Genomic DNA, 16,756 nt, shown 5'->3' with positions numbered 1-16,756 from the left:
ACATCACGAATGGGGATTCAGAGATGAAAAGGAACGCGAAGACGTTAATCGCGGGGATGGTCGCACTGTCGATCTCGCATGCCGCTATGGCGGAGGACATTAAAGTTGCGGTAGTGGGTGCGATGTCCGGCCCTGTTGCCCAATGGGGTGACATGGAGTTCAACGGTGCGCGCCAGGCCATCAAAGACATCAACGCTAAGGGCGGCATCAAAGGCGACAAGCTGGTGGGCGTGGAATATGACGACGCCTGCGATCCGAAACAGGCCGTCGCGGTCGCCAACAAAATCGTCAACGACGGTATCCAGTATGTGATCGGCCACCTGTGTTCATCCTCCACCCAGCCCGCGTCTGATATCTACGAAGACGAAGGCATCCTGATGATCACCCCCGGTGCGACCAACCCGGAACTGACCCAGCGCGGCTATCAGCACATTATGCGCACCGCGGGGCTGGACTCCTCTCAGGGGCCCACCGCCGCCAAATACATCCTTGAAACCGTCAAGCCGCAGCGTATCGCCATTATTCATGACAAGCAGCAGTACGGTGAAGGCCTGGCGCGCTCCGTTCAGGACGGCCTGAAAAAAGGCGGCGCGAACATCGTCTTCTTCGACGGCATTACCGCCGGTGAGAAAGACTTCTCCGCGCTGATCGCCCGTCTGCAAAAAGAGAATATCGATTTCGTTTACTACGGCGGCTACTACCCGGAGATGGGGCAGATGCTGCGTCAGGCGCGCGCCACCGGTCTGAAAACCCAGTTTATGGGGCCAGAGGGCGTGGGCAATGCCTCCCTGTCAAACATCGCCGGGGATTCTGCCGAAGGCATGCTGGTGACGATGCCAAAACGCTATGACCAGGATCCGGCCAACAAGGCTATCGTGGACGCGCTCAAGGCGCAGAAGAAAGATCCGAGTGGTCCGTACGTCTGGATCACCTATGCGGCCGTACAGTCTCTGGCCACCGCGCTGGATCGCTCCGGCAGCAAAGAACCGCTGGATCTGGTGAAAGATTTAAAAGCACACGGGGCGAACACCGTGATTGGGCCGCTGAACTGGGATGAGAAAGGCGATCTGAAGGGATTTGAGTTTGGTGTCTTTAAGTGGCACGCCGACGGTTCGTCCTCGGCCGCCAAATAATTATCCCACCGCCCGGACTGACGGGCGGGTATAAAAAGGTTTGCATATGTCCGAGCAGTTTCTCTATTTCCTGCAGCAGATGTTTAACGGCGTTACGCTGGGAAGCACCTACGCACTGATCGCCATCGGCTATACGATGGTTTACGGCATTATCGGCATGATCAACTTCGCCCACGGCGAGGTCTACATGATCGGTAGCTACGTCTCCTTTATGATTATTGCCGCCCTGATGATGATGGGCATCGACAGCAGCTGGCTGCTGGTCGCCGCCGGGTTTGTCGGCGCGATTGTGATTGCCAGCGCCTACGGCTGGAGCATTGAGCGCGTGGCCTACCGGCCGGTGCGCAGCTCCAAGCGCCTGATTGCGCTGATTTCCGCCATCGGGATGTCGATCTTCCTGCAAAACTACGTCAGCCTGACCGAAGGCTCGCGCGACGTGGCGCTGCCAAGCCTGTTTAACGGCCAGTGGATTGTGGGGGCCAGCGAAAACTTCGCGGCGTCTATCACCACCATGCAGCTGGTTATCTGGGTCGTGACCTTTATTGCGATGCTTGCCCTGACGCTGTTCATCCGCTACTCGCGGATGGGACGCGCCTGCCGCGCTTGCGCAGAAGATCTGAAGATGGCGAGCCTGCTCGGCATCAACACCGACCGCGTGATTGCCCTGACCTTCGTGATTGGCGCCGCGATGGCGGCGGTGGCGGGTGTCCTGCTCGGCCAGTTCTACGGCGTGATCAACCCGTACATCGGCTTTATGGCCGGGATGAAAGCCTTCACCGCGGCGGTACTGGGCGGTATCGGCAGTATTCCGGGCGCGATGATTGGCGGCCTGATCCTGGGCGTGGCGGAGGCGCTCTCCTCGGCGTATCTGAGCACGGAATATAAAGACGTGGTGTCGTTTGCCCTGCTGATTCTGGTTCTGCTGGTGATGCCTACCGGTATTCTGGGCCGTCCGGAGGTAGAGAAAGTATGAAACCGATGCATTTTGCAATGGCGCTGCTCTCTGCCGCCATGTTCTTCGTGCTGGCGGGCGTCTTTATGGGCGTCCAGCTAGGTCTGGACGGGACGAAGCTGGTGGTGGATACCGCCCCCGACATCCGCTGGCAGTGGGTGTTTATCGGCACCGCCGTGGTGTTCCTGTTCCAGCTGCTGCGTCCGCTGTTCCAGAAGTCGCTGAAAAACGTCTCCGGGCCGAAATTCGTTCTGCCGGCCATCGACGGGTCTACCGTTAAGCAGAAGCTGTTCCTCGTAGCGCTGCTGGTGGCCGCCGTGGCGTGGCCGTTTGTGGTGTCTCGCGGCACCGTGGATATCGCCACCTTGACCATGATCTACGTGATTCTCGGTCTCGGTCTGAACGTGGTGGTGGGGCTCTCCGGCCTGCTGGTGCTGGGCTACGGCGGCTTCTACGCCATCGGCGCCTACACCTTCGCGCTGCTGAACCACTATTACGGCCTCGGCTTCTGGACCTGCCTGCCGCTGGCGGGGCTGGTCTCTGCCGCTGCCGGCTTCCTGCTTGGCTTCCCGGTATTGCGCCTGCGCGGTGACTACCTGGCGATTGTGACCTTAGGCTTCGGCGAAATCGTCCGTATCCTGCTGCTTAACAACACCGAAGTGACCGGCGGCCCGAACGGCATCAGCCAGATCCCGAAACCAACCTTCTTCGGCCTGGAGTTCAGCCGTACCGCCCGCGAAGGCGGCTGGGACACCTTCAGTAACTTCTTCGGCGTGAAGTATGACCCGTCCGACCGCGTAATCTGGCTCTATCTGGTGGCGCTGCTGCTGGTGGTGATTACCCTGTTCGTGATTAACCGTCTGCTGCGCATGCCGCTGGGCCGCGCGTGGGAAGCGCTGCGTGAAGATGAGATCGCCTGCCGTTCCCTGGGCCTGAACCCGACCCGCATCAAGCTGACCGCGTTCACCATCAGCGCCGCGTTTGCCGGTTTCGCCGGGACGCTGTTTGCCGCCCGTCAGGGCTTTGTAAGCCCGGAATCGTTCACCTTTGCCGAATCCGCCTTTGTGCTGGCGATTGTGGTGCTGGGCGGTATGGGCTCGCAGTTCGCCGTTATCCTCGCGGCCATCCTGCTGGTGGTCTCGCGCGAGCTGATGCGCGACTTTAACGAATACAGCATGCTGATGCTGGGTGGTTTGATGGTGCTGATGATGATCTGGCGTCCACAGGGCTTGCTGCCGATGACTCGTCCACAGCTGAAGCTGAAACGCACTCAGGCGAAAGGAGAGCAGGCATGAGTCAGCCATTATTATCCGTTAACGGTCTGATGATGCGTTTTGGCGGCCTGCTGGCGGTCAACAATGTGTCACTGGATCTACACAAGAAAGAGATTGTCTCCCTGATTGGCCCGAACGGCGCGGGGAAAACCACGGTCTTTAACTGCCTGACCGGCTTCTACAAGCCGACGGGCGGCACCATCATGCTGCGCGACAAGCATCTTGAAGGGCTGCCGGGCCAGCAGATTGCCCGCATGGGCGTGGTGCGTACCTTCCAGCACGTGCGTCTGTTCCGCGAGATGACGGTGATTGAGAACCTGCTGGTCGCTCAGCATCAGCAGCTGAAAACCGGGCTGTTCTCCGGCCTGCTGAAAACCCCGGCCTTCCGCCGCGCGCAGGATGAAGCGCTTGACCGCGCGGCGACCTGGCTCGACCGAATTGGCCTGCTGCAGCACGCCAACCGTCAGGCGAGCAACCTGGCCTACGGCGACCAGCGTCGTCTGGAGATTGTGCGCTGCATGGTGACCCAGCCGGAGATCCTGATGCTCGACGAACCGGCGGCAGGGCTCAACCCGAAAGAGACCAAAGAGCTGGACGAGCTGATTGCCGAACTGCGCGATCACCACGACACTACCATTCTGCTGATCGAGCACGACATGAAGCTGGTGATGGGCATTTCGGACCGTATCTACGTGGTTAACCAGGGTACGCCGCTGGCAAACGGCACGCCGGAAGAGATCCGCAACAACCCGGACGTGATCCGCGCATACCTGGGTGAGGCATAAGATGGAAAAAGCGATGTTAACGTTCGACAAGGTCAACGCGCACTACGGCAAGATCCAGGCGCTGCACGACGTCAGCCTGCACATCAATCAGGGTGAAATCGTGACCCTGATTGGCGCCAACGGCGCGGGTAAAACTACGCTGCTCGGCACCCTGTGCGGCGACCCGCGCGCCACCAGCGGGCGGATCGTGTTTGATGGTAAAGATATTACCGACTGGCAGACCGCCAGAATCATGCGTGAAGCGGTGGCGATTGTTCCGGAAGGGCGCCGGGTCTTCTCCCGCATGACGGTGGAAGAGAACCTGGCAATGGGCGGGTTCTTCGCCCACCGCGATGAATACCAGACCCGCATCAAGTGGGTCTATGAGCTCTTCCCGCGCCTGTGGGAGCGCCGCATTCAGCGTGCGGGCACCATGTCCGGCGGTGAACAGCAGATGCTGGCGATAGGCCGCGCGCTGATGAGCCAGCCGCGTCTCCTGCTGCTGGACGAACCGTCGCTCGGTCTTGCGCCGATCATCATCCAGCAAATCTTCGACACCATTGAGCAGCTGCGCAAAGAGGGGATGACCATCTTCCTCGTCGAGCAGAATGCCAACCAGGCGCTGAAGCTGGCTGACCGTGGCTACGTGCTGGAGAACGGCCGCGTGGTGCTGGAAGACACCGGCGACGCGCTGCTGGCGAACGAAGCGGTGCGGAGCGCGTATCTGGGCGGATAGGTAAAAGCAAAAAGGCAACGCAAGTTGCCTTTTTTAGTGTTTTCTCCCTCTCCCTGTGGGAGAGGGCCGGGGTCAGGGCACCAGACCGCACCCAACCATCCAACCCCCTTCACACAACCATCATCCCCCTGACGCCTGGCTGTCACTTATCTGTAAACAAACAGTTATTTTTCTGTAATTCGAGCATGTCATGTTACCTCGCGAGCATAAAACGCGTGATATCGCGCATCCGGTACAATAAGAGAGATGACAATGACATCGTTACGACACACAGCTTTGGGTCTGGCACTGGGTCTGGCTTTTGCGACGAACGCAATGGCTGTCACCACCATTCCGTTCTGGCATTCAATGGAAGGGGAGTTGGGTAAAGAAGTTGACTCCCTGGCGCAACGTTTCAACGATACCCATCCGGATTACAAAATTGTGCCGGTGTACAAAGGCAACTATGAGCAGAGCCTGAGCGCGGGCATCGCCGCCTTCCGTACCGGCAACGCGCCTGCACTGTTACAGGTTTATGAAGTGGGTACCGCCACTATGATGGCCTCCAAAGCCATCAAGCCGGTCTATGAAGTGTTCAAAGAAGCGGGTATCAACTTCGATGAATCCCAGTTCGTGCCGACCGTAGCGGGTTACTACACCGATTCCAAAACCGGCCATCTGCTGTCCCAGCCGTTTAACAGCTCTACGCCGGTGCTCTACTACAACAAAGACGCCTTCAAAAAAGCCGGTTTAGACCCGGAGCAGCCGCCAAAAACCTGGCAGGACCTGGCGGAGTACACCACGAAGCTGAAAGCGGCGGGGATGAAGTGCGGCTACGCCAGCGGCTGGCAGGGCTGGATCCAGATTGAAAACTTCAGCGCCTGGCACGGCCTGCCGGTGGCGACCAAAAACAACGGCTTCGACGGCACCGATGCGGTACTGGAGTTCAACAAGCCGGAGCAGGTGAAGCACATCGCGCTGCTTGCCGACCTGAACAAGAAGGGCGACTTCAGCTACTTCGGGCGTAAAGACGAATCCACCGAGAAGTTCTACAACGGCGACTGCGCCATTACCACCGCCTCGTCCGGCTCGCTGGCGGATATCCGTCACTACGCCAAATTCAACTATGGCGTGGGCATGATGCCGTATGACGCTGACGTGAAGGGCGCGCCGCAGAACGCCATTATCGGCGGGGCGAGCCTGTGGGTCATGCAGGGTAAAGACAAGGGCACCTATAAAGGCGTGGCCGAGTTCCTCGACTTCCTGGCCAAGCCTGAAAACGCCGCCGAGTGGCACCAGAAGACCGGTTACCTGCCGATCACCAAAGCCGCGTATGACCTGACCCGCGAGCAGGGCTTCTACAGCAAGAACCCAGGCGCGGACATCGCGACGCGCCAGATGCTGAACAAGCCGCCGTTGCCGTTCACTAAAGGCCTGCGCCTGGGCAACATGCCGCAGATCCGCACCATCGTGGATGAGGAGCTGGAAAGCGTGTGGACCGGGAAGAAAACGCCACAGCAGGCGCTGGACTCTGCGGTAGAGCGCGGGAATCAGCTGCTGCGCCGCTTTGAGCAGTCGACCAAATCGTAATCTGTGATTCGCCCGGTGGCGCTTCGCTTACTGGGCCTACGACGTGCCCCATGTAGGCCGGGTAAGGCGTAGCCGCCACCCGGCATTGTTCAGGAACCCAATCTCCATGTCATCATCCCGTCCGGTGTTCCGTTCCCGCTGGCTGCCGTACCTGTTGGTCGCGCCTCAGCTGGTCATCACCGTTATCTTCTTTATCTGGCCTGCGGGCGAAGCGCTGTGGTACTCGGTACAAAGCGTCGATCCGTTCGGGCTCTCCAGCCAGTTTGTTGGCCTGGATAACTTTACCGCGCTGTTCCATGATAGCTACTACCTGGACGCCTTCTGGACGACGATGAAGTTCAGCGCGCTGGTCACCGTCAGCGGTCTTGTCGCCTCGCTGTTTTTCGCCGCGCTGGTGGATTACGTGGTGCGCGGCAGCCGCCTGTATCAGACCCTGATGCTGCTGCCTTATGCCGTGGCACCCGCCGTCGCCGCCGTACTGTGGATTTTCCTGTTTAACCCCGGCCGCGGGTTGATTACCCATTTCCTGGCAGAGTTCGGCTACGACTGGAACCACGCCCAGAACAGCGGTCAGGCGATGTTCCTGGTGGTGTTCGCCTCGGTGTGGAAGCAGATCAGCTATAACTTCCTGTTCTTCTTTGCCGCGCTGCAGTCCATCCCGCGCTCGCTGGTGGAAGCCGCGGCAATTGACGGAGCAGGGCCTATTCGTCGCTTCTTCAGGCTGTCGCTGCCGCTGATCGCCCCGGTGAGTTTCTTCCTGCTGGTGGTTAACCTCGTGTACGCCTTCTTCGACACCTTCCCGGTGATCGACGCGGCGACCGCGGGCGGCCCGGTGCAGGCGACAACGACGCTTATCTATAAGATCTACCGCGAAGGCTTCGCCGGGCTGGATCTCTCCGCTTCTGCCGCGCAGTCCGTCGTGCTGATGTTCCTCGTCATCATCCTCACGGTGGTGCAGTTCCGCTATGTTGAAAGTAAGGTGCGCTACCAATGATTGAGAACCGTCGCGGGCTGACGATTTTCAGCCATACCATGCTGATTTTAGGGATCATCGTCATCCTGTTTCCGCTGTACGTGGCCTTTGTCGCCGCCACGCTGGACACCAAAGCGGTGTTCGACACGCCGATGACGCTGATCCCAGGCACGCATCTTTTCGAGAATATGAGGACCATCTGGACCCAGGGCGTGGGCGCCAACAGCGCGCCGTTCTGGCTGATGATGCTCAACAGCTTCATCATGGCGTTCGGCATTACGGTCGGCAAAATTACGGTGTCGATGCTCTCGGCCTTCGCCATCGTCTGGTTCCGCTTTCCGCTGCGTAACCTGTTTTTCTGGATGATTTTTATTACCCTGATGCTGCCGGTAGAGGTGCGTATCTTCCCGACGGTGGAAGTGATCGCCAACCTGAAGATGCTCGACAGCTACGCGGGCTTAACCCTGCCGCTGATGGCCTCGGCGACCGCCACCTTCCTGTTCCGCCAGTTCTTTATGACCCTGCCGGACGAGCTGATTGAAGCGGCGCGCATCGACGGCGCGTCGCCGATGCGCTTCTTCCGCGATATCGTGCTGCCGCTGTCGAAAACTAACCTTGCGGCGCTGTTTGTGATCACCTTTATCTACGGCTGGAACCAGTACCTGTGGCCGCTGCTGATTATTCAGGACGTCAACCTCGGCACCGCCGTGGCGGGCATCAAAGGCATGATCGCCACCGGCGAAGGCACCACCCTCTGGAACCAGGTGATGGCGGCGATGCTGCTTACCCTTATCCCACCCGTAGTCATTGTTTTAGCCATGCAGCGCGCGTTTGTCCGCGGCCTGGTCGATAGCGAGAAATAAGATGGCAGGTTTAAAACTTCAGGCAGTAACCAAAAGCTGGGACGGCAAAACCCAGGTGATTCAGCCGCTGACGCTCGACGTGGCGGACGGGGAGTTTATCGTGATGGTCGGCCCGTCCGGCTGCGGCAAATCCACGCTGCTGCGCATGGTGGCGGGGCTGGAGCGTGTGACCTCCGGGGATATCTGGATTGACCGCCAGCGCGTCACCGAGATGGAGCCGAAAGACCGCGGCATCGCGATGGTGTTCCAGAACTACGCTCTCTATCCGCACATGAGCGTGGAAGAGAACATGGCCTGGGGGCTGAAAATCCGCGGCATGGGCAAAGGCCATATCGACGAGCGCGTGAAGGAGGCCGCCCGCATTCTGGAACTCGACGGCCTGCTTAAGCGCCGCCCGCGAGAGCTCTCCGGCGGACAGCGCCAGCGCGTGGCGATGGGGCGCGCCATCGTGCGCGATCCGGCGGTATTCCTGTTCGACGAGCCGCTCTCTAATCTCGACGCCAAGCTGCGCGTGCAGATGCGTCTTGAGTTACAGCAGCTGCACCGTCGTCTGAAAACCACCTCCCTGTACGTGACCCACGATCAGGTCGAAGCCATGACGCTCGCCCAGCGCGTGATGGTGATGAACAAAGGCGTTGCCGAGCAGATTGGTACCCCGGTGGAAGTGTACGAGAAACCGGCTACCCGCTTTGTGGCGAGCTTTATCGGCAGCCCGGCGATGAACCTGCTGGAAGGGCGCATCAGCAGCGCGGGCTCGCACTTTGAGCTGGAAAGCGGGATGGCATTGCCGATCAACTGGTACTATCGTGGCTACGCCGGGCGTAAGATGACGCTCGGTATCCGCCCGGAACATATCGGTTTAACCTCTCAGGCGGAAGGCGGCGTGCCGCTGGTGATGGACACGCTGGAGATGTTGGGTGCAGATAACCTGGCGCACGGGCGCTGGGGCGAGCAAAAAATGGTGGTGCGTCTGGCACATCAGGAGCGCCCTAAAGCCGGCAGCACGCTGTGGCTCCACCTGCCGGAAAATCACCTGCACTTATTTGACGGTGAAACAGGACAACGAGTATGAGCAACTGGCCTTATCCCCACGTCGTCGCCCACCGGGGCGGCGGTAAGCTGGCGCCGGAAAACACGCTGGCGGCGATTGACGTTGGCGCGCGCTACGGTCACACGATGATCGAGTTCGACGCCAAGCTGTCGAAAGACGGCGAGATTTTCCTGCTGCATGACGATAACCTCGAGCGCACCAGCAACGGCTGGGGCGTCGCGGGCGAACTGCCGTGGCGCGACCTGCTGAAGGTAGACGCCGGAAGCTGGTACAGCGGTGAATTCAAAGGCGAACCGCTGCCGCTGCTGGCGGAAGTGGCGGATCGCTGTCGCCAGCACGGCATGATGGCCAATATCGAAATCAAACCGACCATCGGCACCGGGCCGCTTACGGGCAAAGTGATTGCTCTGGCCGCGCGCGAGCTGTGGGAAGGGATGACCGCGCCGCTGCTGTCATCATTTGAAATTGACGCACTGGAAGCGGCACAGGCGGCCGTACCGGAGCTGCCTCGCGGGCTGCTGCTCGACGAGTGGCGCGAGGACTGGCGCGAGCTGACGACGCGCTTAGCCTGTGTCTCTATCCATCTTAATCACAGGCTGCTGGATGAGACGCGGGTGAAGATGCTGAAAGACGCGGGTCTGCATATTCTGGTCTACACGGTTAACAAACCCCAGCGTGCAGCCGAACTGCTGCGCTGGGGCGTGGACAGCATCTGTACCGATGCAATCGACCTGATAGGCCCGGACTTTAGTTCTGCGGATTAAGCATACTGCCATTCGACTGCGGCGGCAGCATATGCTGCTGTCCGCTGCCTGACGACGTCATTCCCCCTAACATCCCGCCGTTTTTATTCGGCAGCGGCTGCTCGCGCACCTGCCCCTGCTGCACGCGCTGGGTGTTGGCGTTCATCTGATTTTGCAGGCTTTGCTGCTGCATCTGGGTCTGCGTTCTCAGTTGCTGATTAAGCATCCCTTTCTGCTGCTGTTGCTGGCTCATCATCTCGGTCTGCATACGCTGCTGGCTCGGGATGACATAGCCCTGCTGGTTCGGGTTGTTCATGGTGTTGAGTGGCTGTGCGAGCGCGGCAAACGGGATCAGCGCCGTAAGAATCATCAAGCGTTTCATTGTCATTTCCTCCTCTTGAGGTCTCTCTTAAGTTTACCCTGATTTCACCATGACGATGATTTTTTAGGAGTTGTGAACCAGGCTTAAGCGGGGAATATGGATCCCTTCACCTGGAGAACAACAATCATGAAACCAACGTTTTTGCGCTGGGTCGCCATCGCCGCGCTGATGGCAGGCGGTACATTTAGCGTGGCGGCCAACCCGCCCGCGGCGCCTCCGGTCTCTTACGGCGTGGAGGAAGATGTTTTTCATCCCGTGCGGGCAACCCATGGCATGGTAGCGTCCGTGGATGCGCTGGCAACAAAAGTGGGCGTCGATATTCTCAGGCAGGGCGGTAACGCGGTGGATGCCGCGGTCGCCGTCGGCTATGCGCTGGCGGTAACGCATCCGCAGGCGGGGAACCTGGGTGGCGGCGGCTTTATGATGCTGCGCACCAAAGACGGCAAAACGACGGCCATCGACTTCCGCGAGATGGCGCCTGCTCAGGCGTCTCGCGATATGTTCCTCGACGATCAGGGCAACCCTGACAGCAAAAAATCCCTGACCTCGCATCTCGCGACCGGCACGCCGGGCACCGTCGCGGGCTTCTCGCTGGCGCTGGAAAAATACGGCACCCTGCCGCTGAACAAGGTAGTGCAGCCTGCCATCAAGCTGGCGCGGGACGGCTTTGTGGTAAACGATGCGCTGGCGGACGATCTCAAAACCTACGGCAGCGAAGTCATTCCGAATCATGAAAACAGCAAAGCGATCTTCTGGAAAGACGGCGAGCCGCTGAAGAAGGGCGATAAGCTGGTGCAGAAGAACCTCGCTAAAAGCCTGGAGCTGATTGCAGAGCACGGTCCGGACGCCTTCTACAAAGGAGCGATTGCCGACCAGATTGCACAAGAGATGCAGAAGAACGGCGGGCTCATCACCAAAGCGGATCTGGCGGAATACAAGGCGGTGGAGCGCGAGCCGATTAGCGGCACCTACCGCGGGTACGAGGTCTTCTCCATGCCGCCGCCGTCTTCCGGTGGGATCCACATCGTGCAGATCCTCAATATTCTCGAAAACTTCGATATGCACAAGTTCGGCTTCGGCAGTGCGGATGCCATGCAGGTGATGGCGGAAGCGGAAAAACGCGCCTATGCCGACCGCTCGGAATATCTCGGCGATCCGGACTTCGTGAAGGTGCCGTGGCAGGCGCTGACCAACAAAGCCTATGCCAAATCCATTGCCGATCAGATCGACATCAACAAGGCTAAGCCGTCGAGCGAGATCCGCCCCGGCAAGCTGGCGCCGTATGAAAGCAACCAGACCACTCACTTCTCGGTGATGGATAAAGACGGTAACGCGGTGGCGGTGACCTATACGCTCAACACCACCTTCGGCACCGGAATTGTGGCGGGCAACAGCGGCATTCTGCTGAACAACGAGATGGATGACTTCTCTGCCAAACCGGGCGTGCCGAACGTCTACGGGCTGGTCGGCGGCGATGCGAATGCGGTAGGGCCGAAGAAACGTCCGCTGTCGTCCATGTCGCCCACCATCGTGGTGAAAGACGGGAAAACCTGGCTGGTAACCGGCAGCCCAGGCGGCAGCCGGATTATCACCACCGTGCTACAAATGGTGGTGAACAGCATCGACTTTGGGATGAATGTCGCCGAAGCCACCAACGCCCCGCGTTTCCATCACCAGTGGCTGCCGGACGAGCTGCGCGTGGAGAAGGGCTTTAGCCCGGACACCATTAAACTGCTTGAGCAGCGTGGGCAGAAGGTGGCGGTGAAAGAGGCGATGGGCAGCACGCAGAGCATTATGGTGGGGCCGGACGGGGCGCTGTTTGGCGCATCGGACCCGCGTTCAGTGGATGATTTGTCGGCGGGGTATTAATTATTCCCCTCACCCTAACCCTCTCCCCATAGGGGAGAGGGGATCGCACGGTGCGGTCTTTTCTCCCTCGCCCTATGGGGAGAGGAGAAAGTGTCACTTCATTCTCGCCATATAATACGCATCCACATACTCGCCGTTGCGCAGGGCAAATTTCTTGCCGGTGCCTTCGATTTCGAAACCAAACTTCCGGTACAGCGCCAGAGCGGCAGGATTATCGGCAAACACCGTTAATTCAATCCGTTCAATACGCATCCAGTTATCGCAAAGGTTTATCATCTCGCGCATTAACGCACTGCCCACGCCGCGCCCCTGTGCATGCGCCGCAACGCTGATACCGAATGTGGCCACATGGCTGCGTCGCGGGCTGGCTTCCACCTGAAGCATCAGATCGCCAACAAGTTGTTCATCAATGCAGGCGACAAGGCGTTTTTGGCCGGGTTTTGCGATAAGACGTTCTTGCCAGTGCTCAAGGGAAGGATGAGGTAGCTGTAGCGTGTCGTGATACACCCCCGGATGCATATAGTTCTGGCGTAAGGCTTCAGCATCTTTCGGTTCCGCATGGCGTATCACTATCTCACTCATTCCTTGTTCCTCAGTCAGTTAAACGTCCCTTCCAACATCAATGACTTTAAAATTTGAGTCAACCGCTAATTTTTGCAAAAAGTATTGGACAAGTGCGAATGAGAATGATTATTATTGCTTTGCGTTCAGGAAGACCTCTACGGGAACCTGAAAGCACGACATTGCTCACATTGCTTCCAGTATTACTTTAGCCAGCTTTTAGCTGGCTTTTTTTTTGTTATGGTTAGACTCAGTAACCTTCCAAAAGGACTGAGCTATGACACTACATTGCGCATTTATTGGATTTGGTAAAAGTACGACCCGCTATCACCTGCCGTATGTTCTCACCCGTAAAGACAGCTGGCATGTGGCCCATATCTACCGCCGCCGTGCGAAGCCGGAAGAGCAATTCCCGCAGTATTCCCACATCCACTTCACCAGCGATCTCGATGAGGTACTGGGCGACCCGCAGGTTAAACTTGTTATCGTCTGCACCCATGCGGACAGCCATTTTGAGTATGCGAAACGCGCGCTCGAAGCGGGTAAAAACGTGCTGGTGGAAAAGCCGTTCACCCCGACTATCACCGAAGCGAAAGAGCTGTTCGCGCTGTCGAAAAGCAAAAGCCTGACCGTTACGCCGTATCAGAACCGTCGCTTTGACAGCTGCTTCCTGACGGCGAAAAAAGCGATTGAAAGCGGCAAGCTGGGCGACATCGTGGAAATAGAAAGCCACTTCGATTACTACCGTCCGGTAGCGGAAACTCAGCCCGGCCTGCCGCAGGACGGCTCGTTCTATGGTCTGGGCGTGCACACCATGGACCAGATCATCTCCCTGTTTGGCCGACCGGACCACGTGACGTATGACATCCGCAGCCTGCGTAATAAAGCCAACCCGGACGATACTTTTGAAGCACAGCTGTTCTACGGCGACCTGAAAGCCATCGTCAAAACCAGCCATCTGGTGAAGATCGACTACCCGAAATTTATCGTTCACGGCACCCGAGGCTCGTTCATTAAGTACGGTATTGACCAGCAGGAGACCAGCCTGAAGGCTAACATCATGCCGGGCGAACCGGGTTTTGCGGCGGATGATTCCGTGGGCGTCCTGGAGTACGTGAACGATGAGGGCGTAACGGTCAGGGAGGAGCTGAAACCGGAAACTGGCGACTATGGTCGCGTCTACGATGCGCTCTATGAAACCCTCATATCCGGCGCGCCGAATTACGTCAAGGAATCTGACGTTCTGACCAACCTCGAAATCCTTGAACGGGCCTTCGAACAGGCTTCTCCTGCCACGGTAACCCTCGCAAAATAAGCAAAAACGGCTCCTCTGCGCTTGTTCATAATTTTTGAACAGAGGAGTCAATTTTCACCCTCTATGATCCCAGGCGGTTTGCGTCCACACTTACTCCATCGAAACGAACTGAGGGTGAAAACAATGATCTACTTACGCAAAGCAAACGAACGTGGTCACGCGAATCATGGCTGGCTGGACTCATGGCATTCATTCTCGTTTGCCGACTACTACGACCCGAACTTCATGGGCTTCTCCGCACTGCGCGTGATTAACGACGACGTGATTGATGCAGGCCAGGGCTTCGGTACCCACCCGCACAAAGACATGGAAATCCTGACCTATGTGCTGGAAGGGGCGGTTGAGCACCAGGACAGCATGGGCAACAAAGAGCAGGTTCCGGCGGGCGAGTTCCAGATTATGAGCGCGGGTACCGGGGTGCGTCACTCCGAGTACAACCCGAGCAAAACGGAAAAACTGCACCTGTATCAAATCTGGATCATTCCAGAAGAGACCGGCATCACGCCGCGCTACGAGCAGCGCCGCTTCGACGCGAAACAGGGCAAACAGCTGGTGCTGTCCCCGGATGCGCGTGAAGGTTCCCTGAAAGTGCATCAGGATATGGAGCTGTACCGCTGGGCGCTGGCGAAAGACGAACAGTCTGTCCATCAGATTGCCGCTAACCGCCGCGTCTGGATCCAGGTGGTGAAAGGTGAAGTGTCCATCAACGGCACTAAAGCAACCACCGCCGATGGTCTGGCCATCTGGGATGAGCAGGCGCTCTCCGTGCATGCCGACAGCGAAAGCGAAATTCTGCTGTTTGACCTGCCGCCGGTGTAATAAAACATAAATAAATACCCATCCTTCCCTTTGACAGGGGAAGGATGGGCTTTGTCCGTGATAAACTGAGCAAATCTCTCACTTCAAGATTTCTCAGGACGATGAAAAAGAAACGCCCCGTACTTCAGGATGTCGCCGATCGCGTCGGTGTGACCAAAATGACGGTCAGCCGTTTTTTACGTAACCCGGAACAGGTTTCCGTGGCGTTACGTGGCAAGATTGCCGCTGCCCTTGATGAACTGGGTTATATCCCCAACCGCGCACCCGATATTCTCTCCAATGCGACCAGCCGTGCGGTGGGCGTCCTGCTTCCATCCCTGACCAACCAGGTTTTCGCCGAAGTACTGCGGGGAATTGAAAGCGTCACCGATGCTTTTGGCTACCAGACCATGCTCGCTCACTATGGGTACAAGCCGGAACTGGAAGAGGAACGTCTTGAGTCGATGCTTTCCTGGAACATTGACGGCCTGATTTTAACCGAACGTACCCACACTGCCCGCACGCTCAAAATGATCGAAGTGGCGGGTATCCCTGTGGTGGAGCTGATGGACAGCCAGTCGCCGTGTCTCGATATTGCCGTTGGGTTCGATAACTTCGAAGCGGCGCGCCAGATGACGGCGGCCATCATCGCCCGTGGGCATCGTCATATCGCCTATCTGGGTGCGCGTCTTGATGAACGTACTATCATCAAACAGAAGGGATACGAGCAGGCGATGCTCGACGCAAACTTAACCCCGTACAGCGTGATGGTGGAGCAGTCCTCTTCCTATACGTCGGGTATTGAGCTGATGCGTCAGGCGCGACGCGAGTATCCGCAACTGGACGGTATTTTCTGTACCAACGATGACCTGGCGGTTGGCGCGGCGTTTGAGTGTCAGCGTCTGGGGCTAAAGATCCCTGATGATATGGCGATCGCCGGTTTCCACGGCCACGACATTGGCCAGGTGATGGAGCCGCGTCTGGCGAGCGTCCTGACCCCGCGTGAACGTATGGGCCGTATTGGCGCAGAACGCCTGCTGGCGCGCATTCGTGGTGAGGCAGTTACCCCGAAAATGTTAGATTTAGGTTTCACCTTGTCACCGGGTGGATCTATTTGAACTGACAAATTTGAAGTAGCTCACACTTATTCACTTCGCGCACGTTTGGATATTGCTTCTCTTTTGCCCCGGCAGGACAATGTTACCGATAACTGTTACCCGTAACAATTGACTGAGGGACACCCTTTGAGCACGACTAATCACTATCACCACGTCTACGTCCTGATGGGCGTTTCCGGTAGCGGGAAATCAGCCGTAGCCAGCGAAGTGGCGCATCAACTCCAGGCTGCGTTCCTTGATGGCGACTTCCTCCATCCGCGCAGCAACATCATGAAAATGGCCTCCGGCGAGCCGCTGAACGATGACGACCGCAAACCGTGGTTGCAGGCGCTGAATGACGCCGCGTTCGCTATGCAGCGTACCAATAAAGTCTCCCTGATCGTCTGCTCTGCGCTGAAAAAAACCTACCGCGACCTGCTGCGCGACGGTAACCCGAACCTCTCTTTCATCTACCTGAAAGGGGATTTCGAGGTGATTGAAAGCCGTCTGAAGGCGCGTAAAGGTCACTTCTTCAAAACCCAGATGCTGGTGACGCAGTTCGAAGCGCTGCAGGAGCCGGGTGAAGACGAGAAAGACGTCTTAGTGGTTGATATCGATCAGCCACTGGAGGGTGTTGTTGCCAGCACCATCGAGGTCATTAATAAAAGGCAGTAAG

The 16,756-nt window shown here is 58.0% G+C and carries 17 protein-coding genes; 15 read left to right on the top strand and 2 right to left on the bottom strand.

Annotated features, from left to right (window positions below):
- The first annotated feature begins 23 nt into the window (after nucleotides 1-23).
- From livK to ugpQ, 10 genes are all read left to right on the top strand, one after another.
- Entirely contained in the window at nucleotides 24-1,133 is a 1,110-nt protein-coding gene (gene livK, locus AC0TOY_RS02410) for a high-affinity branched-chain amino acid ABC transporter substrate-binding protein LivK (RefSeq protein ID WP_024906696.1), read from the top strand.
- A 46-nt stretch (nucleotides 1,134-1,179) separates the two neighbouring features.
- Nucleotides 1,180-2,106: a high-affinity branched-chain amino acid ABC transporter permease LivH gene (livH, locus tag AC0TOY_RS02405; RefSeq protein ID WP_008500099.1), complete on the top strand. Its 927-nt coding sequence runs from the start codon at nucleotides 1,180-1,182 to the stop codon at nucleotides 2,104-2,106.
- The gene (locus AC0TOY_RS02400) at nucleotides 2,103-3,380 is read left to right on the top strand and encodes a high-affinity branched-chain amino acid ABC transporter permease LivM (protein ID WP_024906697.1); all 1,278 of its coding nucleotides are present in this window, start codon (nucleotides 2,103-2,105) and stop codon (nucleotides 3,378-3,380) included. Before livH ends, AC0TOY_RS02400 begins: the two co-directional genes overlap by 4 nt.
- The gene (livG, locus tag AC0TOY_RS02395) at nucleotides 3,377-4,144 is read left to right on the top strand and encodes a high-affinity branched-chain amino acid ABC transporter ATP-binding protein LivG (RefSeq protein ID WP_024906698.1); all 768 of its coding nucleotides are present in this window, start codon (nucleotides 3,377-3,379) and stop codon (nucleotides 4,142-4,144) included. Before AC0TOY_RS02400 ends, livG begins: the two co-directional genes overlap by 4 nt.
- A gap of 1 nt (nucleotide 4,145) precedes the next feature.
- The gene (gene livF, locus AC0TOY_RS02390) at nucleotides 4,146-4,859 is read left to right on the top strand and encodes a high-affinity branched-chain amino acid ABC transporter ATP-binding protein LivF (protein ID WP_008500102.1); all 714 of its coding nucleotides are present in this window, start codon (nucleotides 4,146-4,148) and stop codon (nucleotides 4,857-4,859) included.
- A gap of 252 nt (nucleotides 4,860-5,111) precedes the next feature.
- Nucleotides 5,112-6,428: a sn-glycerol-3-phosphate ABC transporter substrate-binding protein UgpB gene (ugpB, locus tag AC0TOY_RS02385; protein WP_148770050.1), complete on the top strand. Its 1,317-nt coding sequence runs from the start codon at nucleotides 5,112-5,114 to the stop codon at nucleotides 6,426-6,428.
- Nucleotides 6,429-6,534: 106 nt separating this feature from the next.
- Complete coding sequence (ugpA, locus tag AC0TOY_RS02380) at nucleotides 6,535-7,422, top strand: sn-glycerol-3-phosphate ABC transporter permease UgpA (protein WP_045328892.1); 888 nt, start codon at nucleotides 6,535-6,537, stop codon at nucleotides 7,420-7,422.
- Nucleotides 7,419-8,264 carry a sn-glycerol-3-phosphate ABC transporter permease UgpE gene (gene ugpE, locus AC0TOY_RS02375; protein WP_048989807.1) on the top strand — a complete coding sequence of 282 codons (846 nt, stop codon included), beginning with the start codon at nucleotides 7,419-7,421 and terminating at the stop codon, nucleotides 8,262-8,264. The genes ugpA and ugpE overlap by 4 nt, the downstream gene beginning before the upstream one ends.
- A 1-nt stretch (nucleotide 8,265) precedes the next feature.
- Complete coding sequence (locus AC0TOY_RS02370) at nucleotides 8,266-9,336, top strand: sn-glycerol-3-phosphate import ATP-binding protein UgpC (protein ID WP_149367215.1); 1,071 nt, start codon at nucleotides 8,266-8,268, stop codon at nucleotides 9,334-9,336.
- The gene (gene ugpQ / locus AC0TOY_RS02365; protein ID WP_473721449.1) at nucleotides 9,333-10,079 is read left to right on the top strand and encodes a glycerophosphodiester phosphodiesterase; all 747 of its coding nucleotides are present in this window, start codon (nucleotides 9,333-9,335) and stop codon (nucleotides 10,077-10,079) included. Before AC0TOY_RS02370 ends, ugpQ begins: the two co-directional genes overlap by 4 nt.
- On the opposite strand, the gene AC0TOY_RS02360 is transcribed toward ugpQ, so the two are convergent.
- Nucleotides 10,063-10,440, bottom strand: coding sequence for a DUF2756 family protein (locus AC0TOY_RS02360; RefSeq protein ID WP_023326493.1), 378 nt, complete (start codon nucleotides 10,438-10,440; stop codon nucleotides 10,063-10,065). The two genes, ugpQ and AC0TOY_RS02360, sit on opposite strands and share 17 nt — an antisense overlap.
- A 126-nt stretch (nucleotides 10,441-10,566) precedes the next feature.
- Between AC0TOY_RS02360 and ggt the strand changes: the two genes are divergently transcribed.
- Nucleotides 10,567-12,309 (top strand): gamma-glutamyltransferase, encoded by a 1,743-nt coding sequence (ggt, locus tag AC0TOY_RS02355; protein WP_473721448.1) that lies wholly within the window; start codon nucleotides 10,567-10,569, stop codon nucleotides 12,307-12,309.
- Nucleotides 12,310-12,402: 93 nt separating this feature from the next.
- On the opposite strand, the gene yhhY is transcribed toward ggt, so the two are convergent.
- Nucleotides 12,403-12,891 carry an N-acetyltransferase gene (gene yhhY / locus AC0TOY_RS02350; protein WP_061716141.1) on the bottom strand — a complete coding sequence of 163 codons (489 nt, stop codon included), beginning with the start codon at nucleotides 12,889-12,891 and terminating at the stop codon, nucleotides 12,403-12,405.
- Nucleotides 12,892-13,147: 256 nt separating this feature from the next.
- On the opposite strand from yhhY, the gene AC0TOY_RS02345 reads away from it, so the two are divergent.
- From AC0TOY_RS02345 to gntK, 4 genes are all read left to right on the top strand, one after another.
- Nucleotides 13,148-14,185 (top strand): oxidoreductase, encoded by a 1,038-nt coding sequence (locus AC0TOY_RS02345; protein ID WP_473721447.1) that lies wholly within the window; start codon nucleotides 13,148-13,150, stop codon nucleotides 14,183-14,185.
- A 123-nt stretch (nucleotides 14,186-14,308) separates the two neighbouring features.
- Nucleotides 14,309-15,004, top strand: coding sequence for a pirin family protein (locus AC0TOY_RS02340; RefSeq protein ID WP_000639796.1), 696 nt, complete (start codon nucleotides 14,309-14,311; stop codon nucleotides 15,002-15,004).
- A 101-nt stretch (nucleotides 15,005-15,105) separates the two neighbouring features.
- Complete coding sequence (gntR, locus tag AC0TOY_RS02335) at nucleotides 15,106-16,101, top strand: gluconate operon transcriptional repressor GntR (protein WP_024906706.1); 996 nt, start codon at nucleotides 15,106-15,108, stop codon at nucleotides 16,099-16,101.
- Between the two features lie 126 nt (nucleotides 16,102-16,227).
- The gene (gntK, locus tag AC0TOY_RS02330; protein WP_473721446.1) at nucleotides 16,228-16,755 is read left to right on the top strand and encodes a gluconokinase; all 528 of its coding nucleotides are present in this window, start codon (nucleotides 16,228-16,230) and stop codon (nucleotides 16,753-16,755) included.
- Nucleotide 16,756: the final 1 nt, after the last annotated feature.

It is taken from the genome of Enterobacter sp. PL_is379, from assembly GCF_055817355.1.
This window is presented reverse-complemented; position numbering and strand designations above follow the sequence as displayed.

Excerpts from the sequence above, each read along its gene's own strand:
- livH (WP_008500099.1), top strand. The coding sequence starts at position 1,180 with ATGTCCGAGCAGTTTCTCTATTTCCTGCAGCAGATGTTTAACGGCGTT.
- ugpB (WP_148770050.1), top strand. The coding sequence starts at position 5,112 with ATGACATCGTTACGACACACAGCTTTGGGTCTGGCACTGGGTCTGGCT.
- ugpQ (WP_473721449.1), top strand. The coding sequence starts at position 9,333 with ATGAGCAACTGGCCTTATCCCCACGTCGTCGCCCACCGGGGCGGCGGT.
- livG (WP_024906698.1), top strand. The coding sequence starts at position 3,377 with ATGAGTCAGCCATTATTATCCGTTAACGGTCTGATGATGCGTTTTGGC.
- gntR (WP_024906706.1), top strand. The coding sequence starts at position 15,106 with ATGAAAAAGAAACGCCCCGTACTTCAGGATGTCGCCGATCGCGTCGGT.
- AC0TOY_RS02370 (WP_149367215.1), top strand. The coding sequence starts at position 8,266 with ATGGCAGGTTTAAAACTTCAGGCAGTAACCAAAAGCTGGGACGGCAAA.
- AC0TOY_RS02345 (WP_473721447.1), top strand. The coding sequence starts at position 13,148 with ATGACACTACATTGCGCATTTATTGGATTTGGTAAAAGTACGACCCGC.
- livK (WP_024906696.1), top strand. The coding sequence starts at position 24 with ATGAAAAGGAACGCGAAGACGTTAATCGCGGGGATGGTCGCACTGTCG.
- ugpE (WP_048989807.1), top strand. The coding sequence starts at position 7,419 with ATGATTGAGAACCGTCGCGGGCTGACGATTTTCAGCCATACCATGCTG.
- AC0TOY_RS02340 (WP_000639796.1), top strand. The coding sequence starts at position 14,309 with ATGATCTACTTACGCAAAGCAAACGAACGTGGTCACGCGAATCATGGC.
- ggt (WP_473721448.1), top strand. The coding sequence starts at position 10,567 with ATGAAACCAACGTTTTTGCGCTGGGTCGCCATCGCCGCGCTGATGGCA.
- livF (WP_008500102.1), top strand. The coding sequence starts at position 4,146 with ATGGAAAAAGCGATGTTAACGTTCGACAAGGTCAACGCGCACTACGGC.
- AC0TOY_RS02360 (WP_023326493.1), bottom strand. The coding sequence starts at position 10,440 with ATGAAACGCTTGATGATTCTTACGGCGCTGATCCCGTTTGCCGCGCTC.
- yhhY (WP_061716141.1), bottom strand. The coding sequence starts at position 12,891 with ATGAGTGAGATAGTGATACGCCATGCGGAACCGAAAGATGCTGAAGCC.
- AC0TOY_RS02400 (WP_024906697.1), top strand. The coding sequence starts at position 2,103 with ATGAAACCGATGCATTTTGCAATGGCGCTGCTCTCTGCCGCCATGTTC.
- ugpA (WP_045328892.1), top strand. The coding sequence starts at position 6,535 with ATGTCATCATCCCGTCCGGTGTTCCGTTCCCGCTGGCTGCCGTACCTG.